General features: G+C 64.9%; 21 protein-coding genes. 4 read left to right on the top strand and 17 right to left on the bottom strand.

All coding sequences use genetic code 11. The features are described 5' to 3' along the window. Window positions 1-126 precede the first annotated feature (126 nt). Window positions 127-1773 carry an NAD(P)-binding protein gene (locus BGO64_RS15645; protein WP_286700988.1) on the top strand — a complete coding sequence of 549 codons (1647 nt, stop codon included), beginning with the start codon at window positions 127-129 and terminating at the stop codon, window positions 1771-1773. Further along, on the top strand, window positions 1770-5345 hold the full coding sequence (nifJ, locus tag BGO64_RS15640; protein ID WP_286700987.1) for a pyruvate:ferredoxin (flavodoxin) oxidoreductase: 3576 nt from the start codon (window positions 1770-1772) through the stop codon (window positions 5343-5345). Before BGO64_RS15645 ends, nifJ begins: the two co-directional genes overlap by 4 nt. A 160-nt stretch (window positions 5346-5505) precedes the next feature. On the opposite strand, the gene BGO64_RS15635 is transcribed toward nifJ, so the two are convergent. The 6 genes from BGO64_RS15635 to BGO64_RS15610 all read right to left on the bottom strand — a co-directional run bounded on the left by BGO64_RS15635 (window position 5506) and on the right by BGO64_RS15610 (window position 10794). Continuing rightward, window positions 5506-5721: an HP1242/YdcH family protein gene (locus tag BGO64_RS15635; protein ID WP_143237319.1), complete on the bottom strand. Its 216-nt coding sequence runs from the start codon at window positions 5719-5721 to the stop codon at window positions 5506-5508. A gap of 276 nt (window positions 5722-5997) precedes the next feature. Continuing rightward, a complete protein-coding gene (locus BGO64_RS15630; protein WP_039039859.1) occupies window positions 5998-6588 on the bottom strand; it encodes a hypothetical protein in 591 nt (196 codons plus the stop codon). Between the two features lie 11 nt (window positions 6589-6599). Next, window positions 6600-7946 carry an MATE family efflux transporter gene (locus BGO64_RS15625; protein WP_010674075.1) on the bottom strand — a complete coding sequence of 449 codons (1347 nt, stop codon included), beginning with the start codon at window positions 7944-7946 and terminating at the stop codon, window positions 6600-6602. Window positions 7947-8068: 122 nt separating this feature from the next. Next, window positions 8069-9892, bottom strand: a complete 1824-nt coding sequence (locus BGO64_RS15620) for a SulP family inorganic anion transporter (protein ID WP_274798700.1) — start codon at window positions 9890-9892, stop codon at window positions 8069-8071. Window positions 9893-9962: 70 nt separating this feature from the next. Next, a complete protein-coding gene (locus BGO64_RS15615; protein WP_286700986.1) occupies window positions 9963-10547 on the bottom strand; it encodes a nucleotidyltransferase family protein in 585 nt (194 codons plus the stop codon). Next, window positions 10537-10794, bottom strand: a complete 258-nt coding sequence (locus BGO64_RS15610; RefSeq protein ID WP_041212700.1) for a GNAT family N-acetyltransferase — start codon at window positions 10792-10794, stop codon at window positions 10537-10539. The genes BGO64_RS15615 and BGO64_RS15610 overlap by 11 nt, the downstream gene beginning before the upstream one ends. A 154-nt stretch (window positions 10795-10948) precedes the next feature. Here BGO64_RS15610 and cysM point away from each other — a divergent pair, with 154 nt between their 5' ends. Then, window positions 10949-11839, top strand: a complete 891-nt coding sequence (cysM, locus tag BGO64_RS15605; protein WP_286700985.1) for a cysteine synthase CysM — start codon at window positions 10949-10951, stop codon at window positions 11837-11839. A 15-nt stretch (window positions 11840-11854) separates the two neighbouring features. On the opposite strand, the gene BGO64_RS15600 is transcribed toward cysM, so the two are convergent. Genes BGO64_RS15600 through BGO64_RS15585 form a run of 4 tightly spaced genes read right to left on the bottom strand, consistent with a single transcriptional unit; the run spans window position 11855 to window position 15602 of the window. Continuing rightward, a complete protein-coding gene (locus tag BGO64_RS15600) occupies window positions 11855-13039 on the bottom strand; it encodes an iron-containing alcohol dehydrogenase (protein WP_286700984.1) in 1185 nt (394 codons plus the stop codon). 16 nt (window positions 13040-13055) lie between these two features. Beyond that, complete coding sequence (locus tag BGO64_RS15595) at window positions 13056-13583, bottom strand: hypothetical protein (RefSeq protein ID WP_286700983.1); 528 nt, start codon at window positions 13581-13583, stop codon at window positions 13056-13058. Further along, window positions 13573-14163 carry a TetR/AcrR family transcriptional regulator gene (locus BGO64_RS15590; RefSeq protein ID WP_128296678.1) on the bottom strand — a complete coding sequence of 197 codons (591 nt, stop codon included), beginning with the start codon at window positions 14161-14163 and terminating at the stop codon, window positions 13573-13575. Before BGO64_RS15590 ends, BGO64_RS15595 begins: the two co-directional genes overlap by 11 nt. An 8-nt stretch (window positions 14164-14171) precedes the next feature. Next, window positions 14172-15602, bottom strand: a complete 1431-nt coding sequence (locus tag BGO64_RS15585; RefSeq protein WP_286700982.1) for a coniferyl aldehyde dehydrogenase — start codon at window positions 15600-15602, stop codon at window positions 14172-14174. Window positions 15603-15814: 212 nt separating this feature from the next. Here BGO64_RS15585 and BGO64_RS15580 point away from each other — a divergent pair, with 212 nt between their 5' ends. Next, window positions 15815-16108 (top strand): hypothetical protein, encoded by a 294-nt coding sequence (locus BGO64_RS15580; RefSeq protein ID WP_010674084.1) that lies wholly within the window; start codon window positions 15815-15817, stop codon window positions 16106-16108. Between the two features lie 54 nt (window positions 16109-16162). Here BGO64_RS15580 and BGO64_RS15575 read toward each other — a convergent pair whose 3' ends face one another. The 7 genes from BGO64_RS15575 to cmoA all read right to left on the bottom strand — a co-directional run bounded on the left by BGO64_RS15575 (window position 16163) and on the right by cmoA (window position 23002). Continuing rightward, entirely contained in the window at window positions 16163-16612 is a 450-nt protein-coding gene (locus BGO64_RS15575) for a C40 family peptidase (RefSeq protein ID WP_029314241.1), read from the bottom strand. 106 nt (window positions 16613-16718) lie between these two features. Then, window positions 16719-17633 (bottom strand): hydrogen peroxide-inducible genes activator, encoded by a 915-nt coding sequence (locus BGO64_RS15570; RefSeq protein ID WP_010674086.1) that lies wholly within the window; start codon window positions 17631-17633, stop codon window positions 16719-16721. A gap of 298 nt (window positions 17634-17931) precedes the next feature. Then, entirely contained in the window at window positions 17932-18897 is a 966-nt protein-coding gene (locus tag BGO64_RS15565; protein ID WP_010674087.1) for an alpha-L-glutamate ligase-like protein, read from the bottom strand. Between the two features lie 3 nt (window positions 18898-18900). Then, window positions 18901-20439 carry an inactive transglutaminase family protein gene (locus tag BGO64_RS15560; RefSeq protein WP_041215543.1) on the bottom strand — a complete coding sequence of 513 codons (1539 nt, stop codon included), beginning with the start codon at window positions 20437-20439 and terminating at the stop codon, window positions 18901-18903. Between the two features lie 3 nt (window positions 20440-20442). After that, window positions 20443-21231, bottom strand: a complete 789-nt coding sequence (locus BGO64_RS15555) for an ATP-dependent zinc protease family protein (RefSeq protein ID WP_039039848.1) — start codon at window positions 21229-21231, stop codon at window positions 20443-20445. A 52-nt stretch (window positions 21232-21283) separates the two neighbouring features. Beyond that, window positions 21284-22261 (bottom strand): tRNA 5-methoxyuridine(34)/uridine 5-oxyacetic acid(34) synthase CmoB, encoded by a 978-nt coding sequence (cmoB, locus tag BGO64_RS15550; protein WP_286700981.1) that lies wholly within the window; start codon window positions 22259-22261, stop codon window positions 21284-21286. A 3-nt stretch (window positions 22262-22264) separates the two neighbouring features. Beyond that, the gene (gene cmoA, locus BGO64_RS15545; RefSeq protein WP_042017352.1) at window positions 22265-23002 is read right to left on the bottom strand and encodes a carboxy-S-adenosyl-L-methionine synthase CmoA; all 738 of its coding nucleotides are present in this window, start codon (window positions 23000-23002) and stop codon (window positions 22265-22267) included. Between the last annotated feature and the right edge of the window lie 289 nt (window positions 23003-23291).

Here is a 23291-nt window from a genome sequence, read left to right as displayed (position 1 = left end):
ATCATCGGGCCAGCTTCCAGTTTCTGACGCTTTCGCTTCTTCCCTCTCCGGCCACCGTCTGCCCAGGCAAAACGGTATCAAGCGCATTCGGATGGGGCCTGTCACACAAAAAGAAGAAAGCAATGTATGAGCAAACAACTGGATATGACCCCACAGCCGGATCTCTCCCAGAAAACGGGAACAGGCCCGGTCCGTACTCGGCTACCCGTTTGGCGGCCGGCCCTGCCACCTTGCAACCATGCCTGCCCGGCTGGCGAGAACATCCAGGCTTGGCTTGCACTGGCCGAAGCAGGCCGCTTTGAGGCGGCCTGGCAACGACTGATCGAAGAAAATCCCCTGCCTGCAGTCCACGGGCGGGTCTGTTATCACCCCTGCGAAACGGCCTGCAACCGTGCCCAGGTGGATGATGCCGTCTCCATCCACGCCATCGAGCGCTTCCTCGGCGACGAGGCGCTGGCCCGTGGCTGGCAGCCTGCGCCGCCTGCCCCCGCCAGCGGCAAGAAGGTGCTGGTCATTGGCGCCGGTCCCTCCGGCCTCTCCTGCGCCTGGCACCTCAACCGGCTCGGCCATCAGGTGGAGATCCGCGAAGCGGGCCCGCTCGCCGGCGGCATGCTGCGCTTCGGTATTCCCGCTTACCGCCTGCCCCGCGATGTGCTGGATCGGGAGGTGGCCCGCATCGTGGCGGCCGGGGTGACCCTGACCCTCAACCACAAGGTGGAAGACGTGCTCAAAGCGCGCGACGAGGGGGGCTTTGACGCCGTCTTCATGGCCATCGGCGCCCATCTGGCCAAGCGGGTCGACATTCCGGCCCGGGAAGCGGGCAAGATCCTCGATGCGGTGAGTTTCCTCGAGCAGGCCAGTCTTGCCGAAGAACAGGGCTTGCCGCCCCCCAAACTGGGGCGGCGGGTGGCCATCTACGGTGGCGGCAACACCGCCATGGACGCGGCTCGCACCGCTCGCCGTTTGGGCGTTGAAGAGGCGATGATCATCTATCGCCGCGACCGGGATCATATGCCGGCCCACGCCTTCGAAGCCGATGAGGCCGAGGAGGAGGGGATCAAGATCAACTGGCTGCGCACCATCCGCCAGCTCGATAGTACCAATATCGAAGTGGAGGTGATGGCGCTGGATGTCGAAGGCAAGCCGGTGCCCACCGGCAAGTTTGAAACCCTCGAAGCGGACTCCCTTATTCTGGCGCTCGGTCAGGAGGTCGACCTCTCTGTGCTGGAGAGCATTCCCGGCGTGCGGGTCAACAAGGAGGGGGTGGTGCAGGTTGGCGAGAACCTGATGACGGATGTGCCGGGTCTGTTTGCCGGCGGCGACATGGTGCCCTCCGAGCGCACCGTCACCATCGCCACCGGCCACGGCAAGAAGGCGGCGCGCCACATGGATGCCTGGCTGCGCGGTCGCCACTACCACAAACCGCTTTCCTATTCATTGGTGGGGCCGGAGCAGTTGCAGCTCTGGTTCCAGACCCACGCCCCGGCCAGCAGCCAGCCGGTCAAACCGCCCTCGGCGCGGGATGACTTTGGCGAGATCATCGGCGGACTGGACGAGACGGCGGCCCGCTACGAGGCGGCGCGCTGCTACTCCTGCGGCAACTGCTTCGAGTGCGACGGCTGCTATGGCAGCTGCCCAGAGCAGGCCATCGCCAAGCTGGGGCCGGGTCTGGGGTATCAGGTGGATGCCGAACGCTGCACCGGTTGCGGTGCCTGCCATGACCAGTGCCCCTGCCACGCCATCGAGTTGCGCCAACCGGAGGAGTCCCAATGAAACATGAACTGATCATGGTTGACGGCAACGAAGCCGCGGCCCGGGTGGCGTACCAGCTGAGCGAAGTGTGTGCCATCTACCCCATCACCCCGAGCTCGACCATGGCCGAACTGGCCGACGCCTGGGCGGCACAGGGGCAGACCAACCTCTGGGGCAACATCCCCACCGTGGTAGAGATGCAGAGCGAAGGGGGAGCGGCTGGCACGGTGCACGGCGCCCTGCAGGCGGGGGCGCTCGCCACCACCTTCACCGCCAGTCAGGGGCTGATGCTGATGCTGCCCAACATGTACAAGATCGCAGGCGAATTGACCTCGGCGGTGTTCCATGTGGCGGCCCGATCCTTGGCGGCGCAGGGGATCTCGATTTTTGGCGACCATCAGGACGTGATGGCGGCGCGCAGCACCGGCTTTGCCATGCTCGCCTCCGGCTCGGTGCAGGAGGCGCAGGACCTGGCTTTGGTCGCCCACAGCGTCACCCTGCAATGCCGGGTGCCCTTTATCCACTTCTTCGACGGCTTTCGCACCTCCCACGAGGTGAACAAGATCACCGCGCTGCATCGGGATGAGATCCGGGCCCTTATCGACAACGACTGGGTGCGCGCCCACCGTGCGCGGGCGCTCAACCCGGATCATCCGGTGATGCGTGGCACCGCCCAGAACCCGGACACCTATTTCCAGTCCCGCGAGAGCGTCAACCCCTTCTACGAGGCGGTGCCGGCGCGGGTGCAGCAGTGCATGGAGAGCCTCGGTGAGCTGACTGGCCGCCACTACCAGTTGGTGGAGTACCACGGCGCGCCCGATGCCACCGATGTCATCGTGCTGATGGGCTCGGGGGCCGCCACCGCCCGCACCACTGTGGATTGGCTCAACCGGCAGGATCGCAAGACCGGGGTACTGGTCATTCGCCTCTATCGCCCCTTCCCGGTACAGGCGCTGCTCGATGCGCTGCCCGCGAGCGTGCGGCGCATCGCGGTGCTGGATCGCACCAAGGAGCCGGGGGCAGGGGGCGAGCCGCTGTTGCTGGATGTGCAGAGCGCGCTGATCGACGGCTTGCAGCGCGGCCTTATCAAGCGGCTGCCGTGGCTCAGTGGCGGTCGCTACGGCCTCTCTTCCAAGGAGTTCACCCCCGCCATGTGTGCGGCCGTGTTCGAGGAGCTGGCCTCCGATGCGCCGCGCCCCCGCTTTACCGTGGGGATAGTGGATGATGTGTCGGGCCTCAGTCTGGCCTGGCACCCCATCGGCGATCTGGAGCCCGCCAGCCGGGTGCGGGCGCTCTTCTTCGGCCTTGGTGCCGACGGCACTGTGGGCGCCAACAAGAACAGCATCAAGATCATCGGCGAGCTGGAGGGGTTCCACGCTCAGGGCTACTTCGTCTACGACTCCAAGAAGTCGGGCTCGCGCACCGTCTCCCACCTGCGCTTTGGCCCCGAGCCCATCGACGCCCCCTGGCTTATCGAGCAGGCGAGCTTTATCGGCTGCCACCAGTGGGGCTTTGCCGAATCGGTCGATCTGCTGGAGCACGCCGCAGAAGGGGCGACCCTGCTGCTCAATGCTCCCTATGAGCCTGACCGGGTCTGGGCCGAGCTGCCCGAGCGGCTGCGCGCCCGCATCCGCGCCCTCGATATCCGCCTCTATTGCATCGATGGGGATCGGGTGGCCGAGCAAAACGGCATGGGCAATCGCATCAACACCATCATGCAGACCTGTTTCTTCGCGCTGGCCGGCATCTTGCCGCGGGACGAAGCGATTGCGCTCATCAAGGAGAGCATCGAGAAGAGCTATGCCCGCAAGGGGCCCGAGGTGGTGGCGCGCAACTTCGCGGCGGTGGACGACACTCTGGCTCATCTCCATCAGGTGGCCATCTCGGCCGGTGAGGAGCAGATCAGCGACTATCCGCTGCCACTGGCACCGGGTGGCAGCGAGTTTGTCCAGCGGGTCACAGGCCCGATGCTGGCGGGGCGCGGCGATCTGATCCCTGTCTCCATGCTGCCGGTGGATGGCACTTACCCTACAGCTACCAGCCGCTTCGAGAAGCGGGATATCGCCCGCGAGATCCCGATTTGGCATTCGGACATCTGCATCCAGTGCGGCAACTGCGTCTTTGTCTGCCCCCATGGGGCGCTGCGGGCCAAGTTCTACCATCAGGACTGGCTGGCGACCGCCCCCGAGGCGGCGCAATCGGTACCCGTCACCGCCAAGGGTTTCCCCGACAGCCGCTACACCTTGCAACTCTATCCGGAGGATTGCACCGGCTGCGGCCAGTGCGTGCAGGCCTGTCCGGTGCGGGCTGGGGCTGATGAGGAACACGAGGGCGAGCGCGCCATCGCCATGATGGACAAGGCCCCCCATCTGGCTGGCCAGAAACAGGCACTGCGCTGGTTCGAGAGCCTGCCCTGGCCTGCCCGCGAGCGGGTGGACTTCTCCACGGTGCGTGGCACCCAGTTCCTCGAACCCCTGTTCGAGTTCTCCGGCGCCTGCGCCGGCTGTGGCGAGACCCCCTATCTCAAGCTGCTGACCCAGCTGTTTGGTGATCGCATGCTGGTGGCCAACGCCACCGGTTGCTCCTCCATCTACGGCGGCAACCTGCCGACCACGCCGTGGGCCAAGAACGGGGAAGGGAAGGGGCCGGCCTGGTCGAACTCATTGTTTGAGGACAACGCCGAGTTTGGCTTTGGTTTTCGCCTCACCGCCGATCAGCATCACGGTCAGGCGGTGGCGGCTTTGCAGGCGATGAAGGGGGAGCTGGGCGCCGAGCTGGTCGATACCCTGATTAGCGCCCCGCAGCGGCTGGAGTCGGAGATCCGCGCCCAGCGTACCCGGGTCGCGCAAGTGCGGGAGCGGCTGGAAGAGGTGAAATCCGGCAAGGCCCGCGAACTGCTCTCCTTGATTGATCAGCTGGTGCGCCGCTCGGTCTGGATAGTGGGCGGCGATGGCTGGGCCTATGACATCGGCTCGGCGGGGCTCGACCATGTGCTCGCCTCCGGCCGCGATGTGAACGTGCTGGTGATGGATACCGAGGTCTACTCCAACACCGGCGGTCAGATGTCGAAATCGACCCCGCTCGGCGCCGTCGCCAAGTTCGCGGCGGGAGGCAAGACGCTGGCCAAGAAGGATGTGGCGTTGCAGGCCATCTCCTACGGCAACGTCTATGTTGCCCGCATCGCCTTCGGGGCCAATCCGCAGCAGGCGCTACAGGCCTTGCGGGAAGCGGAAGCCTATCCGGGCCCGTCGCTGATCATCGCCTACAGCCACTGCATCGCCCACGGCATCGACATGGAGCAGGGATTGGCCCAACAGAAGCGTGCGGTCGATTCGGGCCACTGGCCGCTGATGCGCTACAACCCGGTACTGCGCAGCGCCGGGCAGAACCCCTTCAGCCTCGACAGCCTGCGCCCCTCCATTCCGCTTGCCGAATATCGGCAGGAGGAGACCCGTTATCGGGTGCTGGCCCAGAGCCATCCTGAAGAGGCACAGCGGCTGATGCAGGTGGCGCAACAAGTGGCGTGGCAGAAGTGGGCCACCTATGAAGAGATGGCCACCCGCGAGGCCAGCCAGTTCCATCCGCCAGTGTAAGGATGGGGGAAACAGGTATGAGAAAGCGGGCCACTGGCCCGCTTCGTTTTCCGGTGCCAAGGGAAGTGGCCGTTGCCGCGCCTTGGGGCGGCCAACAAAAAGCCCGGCGTCGGGCCGGGCTGGCAGGATAAGTTGCTTATCCAGGTATTCGTCGAGGCGTCTAGTGTGGATGTTGTTTGAGGATGTCGTATATCTCCTCTTTCAGTTTAAGTTTCTGTTTTTTCAGATCCTTCACCTCGGAGCTGTAGTCGCTGGCGTGATGCTTTTCCAACTTTCTAATCTCCACATCCAGGTCGTTGTGCAAGTCAAACTTCTTCTGGAAATGGACATCACTGCTCTTCAGTTTCGAGATGAGATCTCTGTACTCCGGAAACATGTAATGAAGCCTCCTTGTTGTCGTTTGATTGTGCCTGCAAGACCAAAGTACCCCTTACTGCCGGGGAGAAACGTGATCCCGATCCAATTCGGGGCCACGGATTTGCTTCATGGGAAGGGCGATTTTTAACTGTTTGAATTACAAGATGATTGCCTGCTGGCCCTGGGGCAGCAGAGGAAAGAAGCGGGATCCGCTTCACATTCGGGAGAGGGGGTCTGCAACGGGGCGGGCAACAGAAAGGGGCGCGAGGCCCCTGACTGGAAACGGGTGAGCCGTTTACTCTTTTTTCTTTTTCTTCTCGGGCAGGGGCTTGCCGTCTCTGGCAATCACCTTGCCCGCCTCGAAACCGATCTGCGCCGCCAGCTCTTCCAGATCCGGCGCCTTGGCCTCGTTGCCGATGGCGTACTGGTAGTTGGCGATGGAGATTTTCTCCGCCACCGGTGTGCCCGGCACGATGGGTTCGCGCCAGCCCTGACCGATGTGGGCCACCAGGGTGCCGTTCATGATGAGCTCGCCGACGATCTCCTGGGTGGGGATGCCCTTGCCATAGGTGAGGCCCTGCGGGTGCTTCTTGCCGACCAGGGGCTCTTGGCTTGCGGGCATCAGCTTGGTGCGGATCAGCCACTTGGGCGATTTGGTCTTGCCCACCGCCTTGCCGGTCTGGTACTCGTTGATCTTGATGGTCTTGATCATCTGGGCCGTGAACTCCTTGGTCAGGGCCTTCTGGGCTTCGCTGGTCTCGTCGATGACGATGGGGGCCACATACCAGGTCTGGGGAGCCTGCGCCTTGGGGGTCGCCGGGGCGGTTTGCGCCATGGCGAGCGGGCTGAGCAGGATGGCCGTCAACAAGAGTCCGATTTTCTTCATTGTGATTCCGCTTATGTTTCGACAAGAATTTTGTTTTGCCAGCGACGACTGCGCCAGCGCCAGAACATGGCCAGACCGCGTACCCACTCGTCGCAGGCGAGGGCCAGCCAGATGCCTACCAGGCCATAGCCCTGCATGATACCAAGGAAATAGGCCAGGGGAACGGCAATGCCCCACATGGAGACGAGCGCCATGTAGAGCGGGAAACGGGCATCCCCGGTGGCGCGCAGGGCGTTGATCACCACCAGATTGAAGGTGCGACCGGGTTCGAGGATGAGGCTGATGAGGAAGAGCTGCGCCACCTGGGTGATGATGTCGGCGTCGTCGGTGAACAGGCTGATGATGGCGCGGCCGTTGAGGGCGGCGGCGATGGCGATGGCGGCGGTGACGATGAGGCCGAGTTTCAGGCTCTTCATCAGTTGGCGATAGGCCTGATCGAAGCGTCGGGCCCCCGCCAGGTGGCCGATGATGATCTCGTTGCCAAGGCCGATGGAGAGGCCGAACAGCAGGATGAACAGGCAGATCTGGAAGAAGTAGGACTGGGTCGCCAGCGCCTTGTCGCCGAGCAGGCCGACGAAGGCGGTCACCACCATGAACTGCAGCATCCAGGAGAGGTTCTCCCCCGCCGCCGGCAGACCGATGTGCAGCACCTTGTCCAGCATGGCGCGGCTTGGGCGGACGATCTCGGGCAGACGCAGCCGGATGCCGGTCTTGCGCGCCACCAGCCATACCAGCAGCACCACCCCGACGATGCGCCCCGCCACCGTACTGATGGCGACCCCGGCGACCCCGAGCTGGGGCAGGCCGAACCAGCCATAGAGCAGCAGCAGGTTGCCGACGAAGGTGATGAGGTTGACGATGAGAGTCACGTACATGGCCTGGCGGGTGTGGCCGTGGGCACGCAGGGTGGCGGCCAGGCAGAGGGCCGCCGCCTCCGGCAGCAGGCAAAGCCCGATGATCTGCAGGTAGAGGCTGCCGTCGCTCATCAGGTGGGCAGGCAGGTTCATCAGCGCCAGCATGGTGCCGGCCCCCGCCATGACGCCGACCGCGGCCACCAGCCCCACCAGCAGGTTGAAGCCGATGGCGGTGTGGATGACGACGCGGGCTTTTTCCTTGTCTCCCGCCCCCAGATACTGGGTGATCACCACGCTGGTGCCGATGCTGACGAAGCTGAACAGGGTGATGGCGAGATCGAAGACCTGGTTGCCCACCGCGAGGGCCGCCACCCCCTGATAGGAGACGTGGCCCACCATGAAGGTGTTGAGGGCCCCGGTCAGAAAGTGAAGGGCCAGATCGATGAACAGTGGCCAGGTCAGGGCGAAGAGGGAGCCCGGGCCCGCGTGGGATTGAGTCTGCATGGGATATCCAGGTGCTGGCGATGGCCCTCGTCAGGGCCAACTGGAGGGGCATTTAACACCAAGCGGGGGCGGGGTGCAATCCTGGTCGCAGGAGGAGGGGGCCTGTGACCAGGGGATGTCTCTCAGACCGGCGTGGCGCCGGCCTCCTGCTCGCTGGGGCGGGTGAGGCGCGCCGAGTCGGGCAGGTCGTCATCGTGCGGCCAGCGGGTGAGCAGGGCATCCGTGGTGCTCTCCACCCCCTCGTCGTCCCGGAACACCGGTTCCCGGTAGCAGCGGGTCATGCGCAGGGCCTGGTACATGTCGGGGCAGAGGATGATGCCATCCTCGCCGACCAGGATCCCCGCCTGTTTGAACCACTGGCTCATCTGGCCGTGCCGACCGGCCATCACCATGTGGATGCCGCGCCGCTTGAGCTCCTTGTGCAGCTCTCCCACCATGCTCATGACGCTGATGTCCTGATGGGTGAAGCAGGCCACCGCATCCACCACCAGGCACCTGGGATTGTGGGGATCCTGCACCAGGAGCGCCAGTACCCGCCGCTTGAAGTAGGGGGCGTTGAAGTAGGTGAGCGGGGAGTTGAAGCGGTAGACCAGGATGCCGGGAATCGCCTTGGCCTGCTCGTTGTCCCCCAGGGTGCGCACCACGCCCTCGTCGTCCATGCCGAGCAGCTGGTCGGTGGGGCGCATCACGTTGCGCAGGAACTGGAACAGCCCCAGCAGGACCGCGAGGGTGATGCCCGGAATGACCCCCATGGTGAGCACGCTGACAAAGGTCACCAGGGCGAGCCAGAAGGCGGCGCGGTCCGAGTCGCGCAGAGCCCAGAGGCCGCGAAAATCCGTCAGCGACAGGGAGGCCATCACCAGCACCACGCCGAGGGCGGCGGTGGGAATGTATTGCAGCGGCGCCGTCAGGTAGAAGGTGACCAGGGCGATGACGGCGGCGGCGATGATGGAGACCAGCTGGCTCTTGCCGCCGTTGGCGTCGTTGACTGCGGTACGCGAATCCGCCCCGCTGATGGCAAACCCCTGGGAGGCGGCGGCGGCCAGGTTCGCCATGCCCAGCGCCCTAAACTCCTTGTCCGCATCAATCTCGTAGCCATTCTTGGCGGCGAAGCTGCGGGCGGTGAGCATCATGGAGACGAAGCTCACCATGGCGAGGTTGAGGGCGGGCAGCACCAGCTCACGGATAAGCCCGGGGGGAAAGTCCGGCATCTGGAAGGCGGGCAGCCCCGAGCCGATGGTCCCCAGGGTGGCGATGTCGACACGGCCGAGATTGAACAGCCACACCAGGGCCGCCGTCACCACCATGGCCACCATGGAGGAGGGCCAGGCCGGTCTGTAGCGCTTGGCCAGCAGCAGGGTGAGCAGGGCCGTCAGGCTCATGGCCAGGGTGGGCAGATGGGTCTGGGTAATGTAGCTGGTGCCGTTCAGGATCCGCTCTATCAGGTAGCGCTCGCTGAAGGTGAAGCCGAAGATCTTGGAGAGCTGGCCCACCATGATGGTGATGGCCACCCCGTTGAGCAGCCCCATCAGGATGGGGCGGGAGAGAAAGTCTGCCAGCACCCCCAGTTTGAAGCGGCTGGCGATGAGGCACCAGAAGCCGGTCATGGCAGTCATGGTCATCACCAGTTGCCAGTGACGGGTGGGATCCCCGGCGGCGAGCGGCGTTACCACGGCGGCGATCACCGCGCAGGTGGCAGCATCCGGACCGACGATGAGCTGACGGGAGGTGCCAAAGAGGGCGTACACCACCATGGGCAGGATGCAGGAGTAGAGGCCGACGATGGCGCCCACCCCGGCGAGCTCCGAATAGGCGATGGCCACGGGCAGGGCCACGGCGGCGACCGAGAGGCCAGCGCGAAGATCCGGCATCAGCCAGGCCCGCTGGTATTGCAGCAAGGCGGCGAGCCCCGGCAGCCAGCGCTCGAGAGAGAAGAAGTCGCGCATTATTTAACCCATTGAGTTACAAACATCTTTTTCTTAGTGTGCCCAAGGTTGTCGACCCTTTGCAATCCGCTCATGGCCAGTTCACCACAAGGTCAGGCCAGATGCGTTGCCACTCCTTGGCTCTGACCCGTTCGCTAAAGATTCGGTTCTCCTGGCGACAGCGCGGATTGGGGCTCACCACCAGGGACCAGTTGGGGGCAAAGCCGTAGGGGGCCAGCCACTCGAACCCGTCATCTGCCAGCAGGCGGACCCCGATGCAGGTGGGTATCTCCACCCAGTGGCTGAGGGCCGAGAGCGAGCTGGCAAAAGGAGGCACCTGCTGGCGCAGATGCATGCGTGCCTGGTTGCGCACCTCCCACTGCTGGCCCGGCATCCTGGCGGCGAGCCAGGCTTCGTGATCGGCTTCCTTCAATCCAGTCGGATCAGCGTTGTCCAGATAGATAAGATCGATGTCGTTGAGCGGGGTGGGTTCGGCCTTGTGATGGAGGTGATCCCAGATGAGGTTGCGCACAAACCCCGCCCCCAGGGCCCAGTCGGGCAGGGCCAGCTCCCGCGCAGCCCGGAGGCAATCCATGCGCGGGTGATCAGCCCGCAGCAGGGCCTCGGTGCAGGCCCGCAGGTGCGCCTCCCGCAGCGCCCCGGCTTCAACCGGCATTGCGGCGCAACCAGACGTCGATGTAGCTGCAGCTCGGCACTATGGTGAGCCCCTCAGAGAGGGTCCAGTCGTAGAAGCGGCGGGCCAGCTTGTCGGCAATCCCCTGTCCGCGCAGCTCGGGGGGAACCTGGGTGCTGTAGGCGTCCACCGTGGTGGCGTCCAGCCGGCGATAGGCAAGGCGGGAGAGCTTGCCGTCCACGGTGCAGACAAACTGCTGCTGATCGGCCTGGTGAAGGATGTCGCTCATCGGGGGTCCTCTTTGGGTGAATGGGAAGATCAGAACATGGCGGACAGGGTTTGCCAACGCCATTCTTTGCGCCCATGGCGGGCTCGCTTACACTGGCCGGCCTGCGAATGGTCGCAAGGCAAGGTATAGAACATTGAGAGAGGATGGATCCGTCATGGCCTTCGCCACCCTGGACGAGCTGATAGGCAACACCCCGCTGCTGGCGCTGCGCCGCATCAATCCGCATCCCGGCGTCACCCTGCTGGTGAAGCTGGAGGGCAACAACCCCGCCGGCTCCGTCAAGGACAGGGCGGCGCTGAACCTCATCAGGCAGGCAGAGGCGAGTGGTCACTTAGCGCCAGGAGCCCGGCTCATCGAGGCCACCTCCGGCAATACCGGCATCGCGCTGGCCATGGTGGCGGCGTCCCGGGGTTACCGGATGCGGCTCATCATGCCGAGCAACATGAGCCAGGAGCGGCGCGATGCCATGCAGGCCTACGGCGCCGAGCTGGTGCTGGTGGAAGAGGGCATGGAAGCGGCGCGAGACCTCGCCCTGGTCATGCAGGCGCGGGGGGAGGGGCTGGTGCTCGATCAGTTCAACAACCCCGCCAACCCGGATGCCCACTACCGCTCCACCGGCCCCGAGATCTGGCGCCAGAGCGGCGGGGCGGTCACTCACTTCGTCTCGGCCATGGGCACCACGGGCACCATCATGGGGGTCTCCCGCTACCTCAAGGAGCAGAACCCGGCGGTGGCGGTGATCGGCCTGCAACCGGCCGAGGGGAGCCAGATCCCCGGCATTCGTCGCTGGCCCGAGGCCTACCGGCCCGCCATCTTCGAGCCTGCGCGGGTCGATGGGGTGCTGGATGTGACACTGGAAGAGTCCCTCGTCATGATGCGCCGCCTGGCGCGGGAAGAGGGGATCTGCTGCGGCGTCAGCTCGGGTGGCGCCGTGGCCGGGGCCTTGCGGGTGGCGGCAGAGATCGGGCAGGGGGTGGTGGTGGCGATCATCTGCGATCGGGGGGATCGCTATCTCTCCACCGGGGTCTTCACCCCCGATGCCTGACGGGCAAGGGGCCTGCTACTCCCAGGCCCGCTCCAGCAGGGCCAGCAACTGGTCCCTGTCCGCATCCTTGCGGTTGTAGAGCAGGGCGCCGTCGTTGATGGCGAGATCCCGGATCCCGGGCAGCAGCGCCTTGTCGGTGAGGCCCGCCTCCCGCAGGGTACGGGGCAGCTTGACCGTCTGCCACAGGGTATCGCGCAGTGCCTGCAACGCCTCGATGGTGGCCTGGGGTCTCCCCTCGGCCGGGGTCGCGGCAAAGCGCTCCGGCCCCACCAGGGGCAGCAGCAGGCGGGCCAGCTCGGGGTCGATGCCGGGCCGGTTGTAGTCGAGCACGGTGGGCAGGAAGAGGTTCATACAGAGGCCATGGGGCAGGTGGCAGCTCGCCCCCAGACTGTGGCCGAGGGCGTGCACCAGCCCCACCATGGAGTTGGAAAACGCCATGCCCGCCAGGGTGGAGCCCTCCGCCAGTTGCAGCCGCAGGCCCTTGTCCGTCGGGTGGGCCAGCACCCTGGGCAGGGCGGTGGCAATCTTCTCCACCGCCATCAGGGCCAGGGCGTCACTGACCGGGTTCTTGCCGTTGCCGATGAAGGCCTCGATGGCGTGGGTCATGGCATCCATGGCGGTGGCGGCGGTGATGGGCAGCGGCAGCCCCAGGGTGAAGCGGGGATCCAGCACCGCCAGCCGGGGCAGCAGGAAGGGGGAGGTGAAGGGCACCTTGCGCCCGCTCCCTTCATCCTTGATCACTGCCACCAGGGTCACTTCGGAGCCGGTCCCCGCCGTGGTGGGGACCACCGCTAGGGGGTTGAGGGGACGGGTCAGGCAATCCGCTCCGGCATAGTCGAGCAGCCGCTCGCCCCCCAGGGTCGCCAGTATGTTCACCGCCTTGGCGGTGTCGATGACGGAGCCGCCGCCAAGGGCGAGCAGGCTGTCACAGCCCAGCTCCCGGTAGTGGCGGGCGATCCGCTCCACCACGGCGGTGGAGGAGTCCGCCGGGATCTCGTCCCAGATGGCGGCGACCGGCAACGCCCCTTCGGCCATCACATCGGCCAGCAGGGTGGCGAGCCCGCTGCCGCTGACCCCCTTGTCGGTGAGAAGCAAGGGGCGGCCAGCTCCCAATCCCCTCAGGGCATCCGGCAACTGTTCCAGTGCCTGCTCCCCCGCCATCAGCTTGACCGGGCAGAAAAAATCGTAATAACGGCTCATCCCGTTCTCCTCGTGTTCAACCGGTCAGCAGACCCAGATAGATGTGGCAGGCCCGCGCGAGCTTGCGATGCGGGTCCGGGTAGTGGCGAAGCAGGGGCCGCGCGATGAAGGCGGGCAGGATCAGGCTCTGCAACTGCTCAAGCGCTCGCACCAGGTGCATGGCCGCGTCGAGATCCCCCTCCACCAGCAGCCGCTTTTCGCAAAAGGCCTGGTTGATGCCGAGGCGAAAACTGAGGGCGCGAAAGGCGACGGCGGGGTGCTTGAAGCGCACCCGCAGGGGGTGGGGGCCGTCATGGGCACAGGTCGAATGCGCCCTGCCAGCCTCCTCACCGCAGTGCCAGCGCCCTGCGAACTTGTAGAGACTCAGCCCCCGGGTCATGCCGTTTACCTCGAGCCTGATGGTGAGGCCGTCCGGCAGGGGGGCAAGCTCGCGGCGCACCGCCTCGTCGACCCGGGCGGCGCGGCACAGAGTGCGGCCGATGATCCAGAGCAGGCTGCCAATCCAGAGGCGTCTGCCGGTGGCAAGCAGGGCGTCAGGGCGCATGGGAACCTCCGCTGATGGCGGACCAGAAGAGGGCGAAGGCGCTCTCCTGCCAGTGGGGGTCTTCTCCCAGTTCAGGCTGATCGACAAAGAGGGAGGCGCAGGCCAGAAACTGGCCCTGGCACACCTCCAGCATCAGTGCCGGCGGGGCCGACATCAGCTCGCCGCTGGCCTGGCCCCGGGCGAGCAGGCTCGGCAGAAAATGCAGGGTCTCCGCCAGGATCTGGCTGCGCAGGGGGCGGGCCAGCAGGGGGGAGTGGAAAAAGCCCAGCACGAACCTGAGCTCACGGGGGTGGGCCTGCATCCAGCCCATGGCCTGGTGCCAGTAGTGGCGGGCCTGCTCCTGGAGCGGCAGGGCGGCATCGGCCTCGGTGATGGCGGCGCCAAGGCGCAGCTTGATGTCCTGGTAGAGGCTCTGGATCAGCACCTCCTTGCTGGAAAAGTGATGAAACAGGGTGCCATTGGCCACCCCGGCCGCCTTGGCGATGCGGGCGGTGGCGGCGCCCTGCAGGCCATCCTCCGCGCACAGGGCCAGGGCGGCATCCAGGATCTGGCGGCGTTTGTCGGTCATGGTCTCTCGCATCTCGCCTCCTAGCGCAGGAACAGGGCCATCATCAGCCGCTGGTACCAGCGCCGATAGGGGGGGTGAATGAGGGAGCCTGTGCTGAAGCGTCCGCGGCGCAGCACGGTCTTGGCCTTGGAGAAGGTGAGAAACCCCTCGCGGCCGTGATAGTGGCCCATGCCGGAGGGACCGATGCCGCCGAAGGGGGCATCGTCCGCCGCCACCTGGAACAGACTCTCGTTGATGGCCATGCCTCCGGCGTGGGTCTCCCGGATGAGGCGGCGCTGCAGCGTCTCGTCCAGGCTCATCAGATAGAGCGCCAGGGGGCGGGGCCGGGCCGCCACATAGGCCAGGGCTTCCTCGATGTCGTCATAGGGCACCAGGGGCAGCAGGGGGCCGAAGATCTCCTGCTGCATCACCTGGCAGTGGCCGGGCACCTCGGTCAGCAGGTGGGGCACCAGTTTACGGGTGGCGTCATCCCGGGCGGGCGTGACGCAGGGGTGGAGCTGGGCGCCGGCCTGCCTCGCCTCCTCCAGCCAGGCGGTGAGCCGCTCGTACTGGGGGGCGTTGATGATGGCGCCATAATCCGGGCTCTCGAGCCCTTTGGGGTAGAGGCGGCGAAAATGGGCCTGATAGGCCTCGATAAAGGCCTGCTCCTGCCCCCTCGGCAGCAGCACGTAGTCGGGGGCCACGCAGATCTGGCCGGCGTTGAGGCTCTTGCCGAAGATCATCCGCTCCACCGCCAGGGCCAGGGGCATGTCGGGGGCGATGAGACAGGGGCTCTTGCCGCCGAGCTCCAGGGTGAGGGGGGTGAGCTGGGGGGCGGCCGCGGCCATCACCAGCCGACCCACCGCCGTGGAGCCGGTGAAGATGAGATGGTCGAAGGGGAGGGCGCTGAAGGCGGCCGCGATCCCCGCATCCCCCTCGATGACCACCACCTCGTCACCGCCGAGGGCCTCATCGAGCAGGGTGCGCAGCACGACGTTGGTGTGAGGGGTGAACTCGGAGAGCTTGATCATGGCGCGGTTGCCGGCGGCGAGGGCGCCGATGAGGGGCCCGAGGCTCAGCATCACCGGGAAATTCCAGGGCACCATGATGCCGACCACGCCGAGGGGCTGATAGTGCACCTCGACCCTGGCGGGGGCCAGCAGCAGGCCGGAATGACGGCGCTCCGGTTTCATCCACCCCTTGAGCCGTTTCAGGGTGTAGTTGATCTGCATGACGCAGGGGAGCACATCGGCGATCAGGCTGTCGTAATCGCTGCGCTGGCCGTAGTCCCGGGCCAGGGCCTGACACAGTGCCTGCTTGTGGCGCAGCAGCCCCTGCTTGAGGGCATCAAGTCTGGCACGGCGGGACGCCAGATCCGGCATGGGGGTGGCCTGGCTGGCCTGGCTGAGCCGATGCAGTTGCTCGGGGAGGGAGAACTTGTCCGGTGAGGCGGGGGTGACGGTGGTGTCCATGGCATGCTCCGCACGAAAAGTGACCGACTGATTAGTCGGTCCAAATCTAGCGATTCGTTGCCGACTTGTAAACCGGGCGAGGGCAGAGGGTGGCTGCCAGTGGGCAGCGTTGTCCGGAACTGTGTCCGGGCTCCCATTTTTGAGGCATCCGGATTGGTCTTCTATCTAATAAGGGGTAATTGTGGGTCACCAACTCGGAGGGAGAACCGCACATGACCAGGGAATTGCATAGCCTGCTGGCCCGGCTGGATGACGTGATCGCGCGCATGCCGGACAGTTTCAATACCTATGAGTTTGCCCAGAAGCTGGCGCTGCAACATCAGCAGGAGTATTTCGCCGCAGGCCACTCCCTGGCGGGCCAGGAGAAGAACCTGCTGCGCCTGCTCCACGAGAAGATTGCCCTGGCGCTGGCGAGCCATGAGGGCGTCATCGAGGGGGCCCTGCTGCCCTGCATGACCCCCTGGGGAGAGCGCGCCACCTCGCCCCGCTGGCACCGCAAGCACTGACCCGGCAACAACATGAAAAGGCCCCTCGGGGCCTTTTCATGTTGGGGGTCGCACCTACTGAACCAGCCTGCGGGCCTGCCAGTAGCGGCTGTTCCAGTAGACGTTGTCGAGGCGCGAGCGGATCACGCCCTTGCTGGTGGAGGCGTGGATGAACTCACCTGCCCCGGTGTAGACCCCGACGTGGTACTGCTGCCAGCCGGTCTTGAAGAAGACCAGGTCCCCGTGCTGGAGACGGTATCTGTCCACCGGGCGGCCGAGGCTCGCCTGGGATTCCGTGGTGCGGGGCAGGGTGAAGCCCAGCACCTGGCTGTAGGCGAGCTGGGTGAAGGCGGAGCAGTCGAGACCGGCGCGGCTGGTACCGCCCATGCGATAGGGCACGCCGCGCCACTGCTGATAGAAGTTGTCGAATGCGCCGCTCTGGCGCACGGGAGGGGGAGGCTCCGGCGTGCTGGAGCAGGCGGCGAGAAGCAGGGCCAGCAGGGGCAGCAGCAAGGTGCGAAACATCTCAACTCCTTGATAGGGCACGGGGTTCATCATAGACGATGATCCTGCCTGGAACCTGAATGACAACGGCATTGACGAGTGGCCGCCTGTGGGGGCAGCCACTGGATCACCCCGCCGGTTTGGGGGTAATGAGCGGCGTCAGCAGCTCGGCAATCTTGTAGAAGGTCTGCACCCGCGTGGTGCTGGGGCGCCACACCAGGCCTATCTCCCGATAGGGTTTCTCCCCGGGCAGGGGGATGGCCACCAGGTCCGTGTTGTCGAGGATGCCCGCATCTATGGCCATCTGGGGCAGGAAGGTGGTGCCAAGACCGGCCCCCACCATCTGCACCAGGGTGTGCAGACTGGTGGCGGCGAACGGGTTGATCTTGCTCTTGTCCCGCAGCCGGCAGGCGCTTACCGCGTGCTCCGTCAGGCAGTGCTCCCGCTCCAGCAGGAAGATGCTCTGGTTGGGCAGCTCCTTGTAGTCGAACGGCATGTGCAGGCCCGCAGCCATGTGGGAGGGCATCACCATGTGGAAGGGATCCTGGCCGACGGTCTTGCTGTGGAAGCCGCCGATCTCCACCGGCAGCGCCAGGATCAGCAGATCGAGCTGCCCCTGCTCCAGCTGCTTGAGCAGATTGGTGGTGGTGTCTTCCCGCAGCAGCAGCTCCAGATCCGGATAGGCCTTGCCGCACACCTGCAGCAGCTTGCTCAGCAGGAAGGGGGCGATGGTGGGGATGCAGCCCAGGCGTACCGTGCCGTGCATGACGCCCCCCTGCTGCTGTCCCAGCTCCATCAGGTCCCGGGCGTCGGAGAGCAGGTTGCGCGCCCGCGCCACGATTTCCATGCCGACCGGCGTCATGATGAAGCTCTTGTGATCCCGCTCCACCAGTTGCAGGTTCATCATGTCCTCCAGGGTCTGGATCCCGGTACTCAGGGTCGACTGGCTGACATGGCAGGCCTTGGCGGCGCGGTTGAAATTCTTGTGCTCGTCCAGAGCGACCAGATACTGGAGCTGCTTCAGGCTGGGCCAACGTTGCATAGGAGAAACCCGATCGATGCTATCTATTTGATTTGATTAATCTACCATCGAGAAGCCCCGTTGTCGCCGACAAATCGGTGCCCCCTGGCAGGCGCACTGCCTCACGCACATGGGGTGGCCTGCTCCGATGGGCTGGCCACCCCTCATTGGTCAGGAGCTTATCCCCTTGTGCCGCGCCATTGAAGGGGTGCCGCCATGGGATGTGACGGGGATCGGCCTTCGGGCGGGGCGCCCTGCGCGCAGGAGCGGCCATAAAAAAACGCGCCGGTGGGCGCGTTTTTGCAGAAGGGGGGACGGACTATTCGTCGAAGATACCGAAGTGATCCTTGGCGAAGTTGACCCGCTGCTCCACGTTCATCTTGACCTGACCCAACTTCTCGATGGTCTTGAGGTTGGGCACCAGGCCGCGACCGTTGGCGATCTGGATGGCGAGGCCCGGACGGGCGTTGAGCTCCAGCAGCATGGGGCCGCGGAACTTGTCCAGCACCATGTCAGTCCCGATGTAGCCAAGACCGGACATCTCGTAGCAGGAGGCCGCCAGGTTGAGCAGGGTGTCCCAGTGGGGCACCTTCAGATCGTAGAGATCCAGGCCGGTGTCCGGGTGGTGGCGCAGCGGGTTGCCAAACTGCACCGCCCGCAGGGCGCGGCCGGTGCGCAGGCACAGGCCCACCCCCACGGCGCCCTGGTGCAGGTTCGCCTTGCCATCGGAAGCCGAGGTGGAGAGGCGCATCATGGCCATCACCGGGAACCCCTTGAAGATGATCACCCGGGCATCGGGGACCCCTTCGAAGGAGTAGCCGTCGAACACGTCGTCGAAGTTGATGAGCCCTTCCACCAGCGCCACGTCGGGCTTGCCGCCGAGGGAATAGAGCCCCGCCAGGATGTTGGAGACATGGCGCTCCAGATCCTGGCCGTTGGCGGCGCTGCCGTTGGGCTTGTAGAAGAGGCCGTCCTCCTGGCGCAGGATCACCAGGATCCCCTTGCCGCCGGAGCCGCGGGCCGGCTTGATGCAGAAGCCCGGCCAGTCCTTCACCAGCGCGGTGATGCGAGTCACGTCGTGCTGCTCGCGGATGGTGCCGATGAGTTCAGGCACCGTCACCCCCGCATCCAGCGCGATGCGCTTGGTCTTGAGCTTGTCATCCACCAGCGGATAGAGGCGGCGCGGGTTGTAGCGGCTGATGTAGGAGTGGTTGCGCTTGTTCATGCCGAGGATGCCTGCCTGGGACAGGCTCCACGGACTGGTGTATTTCTGCCAGAACCACATCTGTTACTTGTCCTTACCCGGGGTGGCACCAGACTTCATCTCGTCCACCAGCGGCTTGAAGCGCTTGAGTTCGCTCAGCTTGTAGCCGGTGTAGTTACCCATCAACAGCACGGTCGCCATCAGCACCAGCTGCAGGCCGAGGAAGTTGAAGGTGAGGTGACGAATGAGCTCGTTGTCCATGGCCAGGTAGGCGATGACCGCCACCAGCAGGGAGCCGCCGCCCTGGCGGAACACCTCTTTGGGACCCTCTTCTTCCCACAGGATGGACATGCGCTCGATGGTCCAGGAGAGGATGATCATCGGGAAGAAGGTGATCTTCATGCCGTCGGTCAGCCCCAGCTTGAAGGCGAACGCAGAGAAGATGCCGATCATCGAGATCACCATGATGATGATCGCCGATATTCGGGCGACCAGCAGCAGGTTGAGCCTCGAGAGGTAGGAGCGGATCACCAGGCCGGTGCCGACGATCAGCAGGAAGCCGATGAGGCCGGTGACCAGCGAGGTCTGGATGAAGGCGACCGCGATCAGCACCGGCATGAAGGTGCCGGAGGTCTTGATCCCCACGATGACCCGCAGGAACACCACCATCAGCACGCCGATGGGGATGAGCAGCAGACCCTTGAACAGGGCTTGCTCTTCCAGGGGCAGGCTGTGGATCGAGAAGTTCATCATCTCGGATTTTTCGAACTTCTGGGCCAGGGCCACGTTGACCGGTTGCTCCTGCTCGATCATCGAGAAGGTGACGCGGGAGTTGTGACCGCCGGTGACGTCCAGGAGGGCGCCGGAGTTGTACTCCCACAGCAGCAGGTTGGCCGGTTGACCCTGTTCACCGCTTTGCGGGTTGAACAGCTTGTAGTCGGTCGGGCTGTTGAAGACCTGCAGGTAATCCACCAGCTCCTGACGGCGACGGCCATCTTCCAGGCTGAGGGCGTGAACCACCCGGGCCGGGACGTCCGCGTTGTTGAGCAGCTCGGCAATCAGATTGGCGCGGCTCTTGTGGGACTTGAGCAGCTCGGCGTTCTGTTCCTGCTTCTCGATCTCCTTGATGATCTCGCGGGTCAGGGTGTAGCCGTCGGCGGAGCGCTCCTGGGCGCGCTCCAGGATCTGCTTCATGGCCGTGGCGTAGGGCTCGCTCTCGATCTGCTTCTCGATGGCGGGCGGCTGCGGGTTGGCGGCGGGCTTGGCATGGGCATCGGCCATCATGTCGACCCGGTAGTAGAGCTCCTGACGGCCGGAGGCGGCGCGGATGGACCACTCGGCGCGGGCATCCCCGTCTTTTTCCACGAACGACAGGCCATAGCCCGGGCTCGCGGCGTTCTCGTTCATCAGGGTGAAGCCGGGCTGGGTGCCCGGAATGGCCAGGGAGGCGATCACCGGCTCGCCGGTGGCCTCGAATTCGAGCTTGGCTTCGATGGACCAGATCTGGCGCTTTTCACCCGGCGTGAGCGGGACGTCCAGCGCGATGTGATGATAGAAGGTCATCCCCAGGCCGACGATGTAGAGCAGGGCGACCAGCAGATAGAACGGCTTACGGGAAACCATGGATTATTTCACATCCTTGAGCTTGGGTTTGGGTTGGATATATTCGCGGGCCACGTCGACCACGGCGATGTCTTTGAGGAATTCACGGCCCAGCAGCACGGGGAAGGTCATGTCGCTGCGGTCCTTCAGGGTAAATTCGGCCTTCTCGGTCATGTCGCCGATGCGCACGGCGAGGCGGACCACGGGGCGACGGTCGAGATCGTCGGCGGAAGCCTGACGGACCCGCACGTGACGCACCAGGGGCGCTTCAATCTGGATCTTGTCGTCCATCTCCTGGTGGCTCAGGAAGAAGCGCACCCAGTTCTTGCCGTTGCGCTCGAAGATGGTGATCTCCTGGGCGCTGATGGAGGAGGTGGTGGCGCCGGTGTCGACCCGGGCCTGGAAGGCGTCGTTGGCGGCGTCAACCCAGATCCACTCCGCTTCACCCACCAGCAGCTTGCCATCGACGGTGTGGCCCTGGCTCGGCGCCGGGCACTTCTCGGTGGGAATGGGCATGGCCTTGGGCGGCTCGGGAGGCAGGGTAGCCAGCTTGCTGTCGACTTTCTTCACGGACTCTTTCATGTTGGTGACATCGGTGTTGAGCTGAACCAGCAGGTGCTGTTGCTGCACATACTGCTTCTGTTGCTGTTCCATGGATGTTTGCAGACGTTGCTCGCTCAACGAGATCTCGTTGCGCAGCTCGGCCAGCGTCAGGGTCGGGGCCGGGGGGGCTTTTTCCATACTGACACACCCGCCGAGACTGAGCAGGGAGAGCAGGGTCATTCCTTTTAATTTGCTTTTCATGTCATTCATTTAACTGTGCTTCCTGGAATTGGGTCAGTGTAACTTCCACAGCCGCCATCGGCTAGTCTTTGGCCTTTCTGGCGATCAGTACGGCACGTTTGGGTGCCGGGTATCCTTCGACCGTGAGTGCAGGATTGTGTGGATCCAGATAGTCACTCAGGGACTCGTTAATCATCCAGTCGGTACGACGCTGTTCGTCGGTGCTGGTCATATTCTCGTCGACGATGCGCACATCGGTGAACCCGCAGCGCTCGACCCAGCGTGTGAGGGCCGCGCTCGAGGGGAGGAACCAGACGTTGCGCATCTTGCCGTAGCGATCGGAGGGCATCAGCACCTGGTTTTCGTCGCCGTCCACCACCAGGGTCTCGAGCACCAGCTCCCCATCGTCTTTGAGCTGGTTGCGCAACTGCTCGATGTGCTCGATGGGGGACTTGCGATGATAGAGCACCCCCATGGAGAAGACGGTGTCAAAGGCGCGCAGCGCCGGCAGCTCCTGGATACCGAGCGGCAGCAGGTGGGCGCGCTGGTCGTTGTCCATGAAGTGGCGAATGGCTTCGAACTGGCAGAGGAACAGCGGGCTCGGGTCGATGCCGACCGCCAGTTTCGCCCCTTCCCCCACCATGCGCCAGAGGTGGTAGCCGCTGCCGCAGCCCACGTCCAGCACGTAGCGGCCCTGGAGCGGGCTGATGTGGGGCAGCACCCGATCCCACTTCCAGTCGGAGCGCCACTCGGTGTCGATGTGGATGCCGTGCACATGGAAGGGGCCCTTGCGCCAGGGCATGAGCTGGCGCAGCAGGCTCTCGGTCTTCTTGCGCTCACCCTCTCCCAGGCTATCGGGGCCGCCGATGGCGACCCGCTCTTTGAGCTCGATCCGGCCGGGGGCCACGACGGGCAGCTTGGCGAGGGCGCGGTTCCAGCGCGGCAGATCCCCGTGCAGGTTGTCGTGCTGCCAGGCGTGCAGCTGGGCGGGCAGGGTGTGCAGCCAGTGGCTCAACCGGTTCTTGGCGATCAGTTGATAAAAATAGGCGAAATCGATCATGGCTTAGTTGGTGTCGCTGGCTTTGATGGCAATCATGGAGCCGAAGTTGAAGCACTGGAACCAGAGGTCCAGGTGGGTGAAGCCGGCGTCCCGCAGGCGCGCCTGATGGACCGCCAGGGTGTCGGTGCGCATCACGTTCTCAAGGGCGGTGCGCTTCTGGCTGATTTCCAGCTCGCTGTAGCCGTTGGCCCGCTTGAAGTCGAGGTGCAAGTCGATGAGCAGCTCGTTGACCTGCTCGTCATCGAAGCGGAACTTCTCGCTCAGGATGAGGATGCCGCCGGGGCGCAGGCCGTCAAAGATGCGCGCGATGAGGGCGGCCCGCTTCTCGGGGGCGACGAACTGCAGGGTGAAGTTGAGCACCACCACGGAGGCGTTCTCGATGGGGATGTCGCAGATGTCCGCCTCGATGAGTTCCACCGGCACCTCGGACTTGAAGCCCGAGAGGTGAGCGCGGGCCCGCTCGATCATGGGGTGGGAGAGATCCACCGCCGTGATCTGGCAACCGGGCTGGGTGACGTGGCGGCGCATGGCCTGGGTCGCGGCGCCGAGGGAGCAGCCGAGATCGTAGAGGCGGCTCTGGGGCTGGGCGTAGCGGGCGGCCATCATGCCGATGGCGGAGATGATGTTGCTGTAACCGGGCACCGAGCGCTGGATCATGTCGGGGAAGACATCGACGACCTGCTCGTCAAAGCAGAAGTCTCCCAGACGGGCGATGGGGGCGGCAAAAATCTGATCGTGCATGCTGACGCAACCTGACAGCCGGTGTGGTGGGCGGCTGTTTTATTCAATTGAATCTTGGGTGGACGGGCATCGAAATGGCGTCGTCACCGGTTGACGAACGGGGTGGCTTGCTCCGGGATCCTTCGGGCTGCCCCTGTTCGCAACGGGCCATGGTCCGGGCCCTCAGGGTGCCGGGCTGGGGTGGGCAACGCATTGCCATGCACCCAGGCCCGGGACCTTACTTGGGGCGCTAGTGTAGAGGAAAGGCGGGCGTTTGTCTTGACGCCAACCCCGGTGGGACCACAAAAAA

The sequence above is a fragment of the Aeromonas sp. 62-46 genome (assembly GCF_001898585.1).
GTDB lineage: Bacteria > Pseudomonadota > Gammaproteobacteria > Enterobacterales > Aeromonadaceae > Aeromonas > Aeromonas caviae.
Note: the sequence above shows the minus strand (reverse complement) of the source record. Positions and strands in the feature narration are given on the sequence as shown.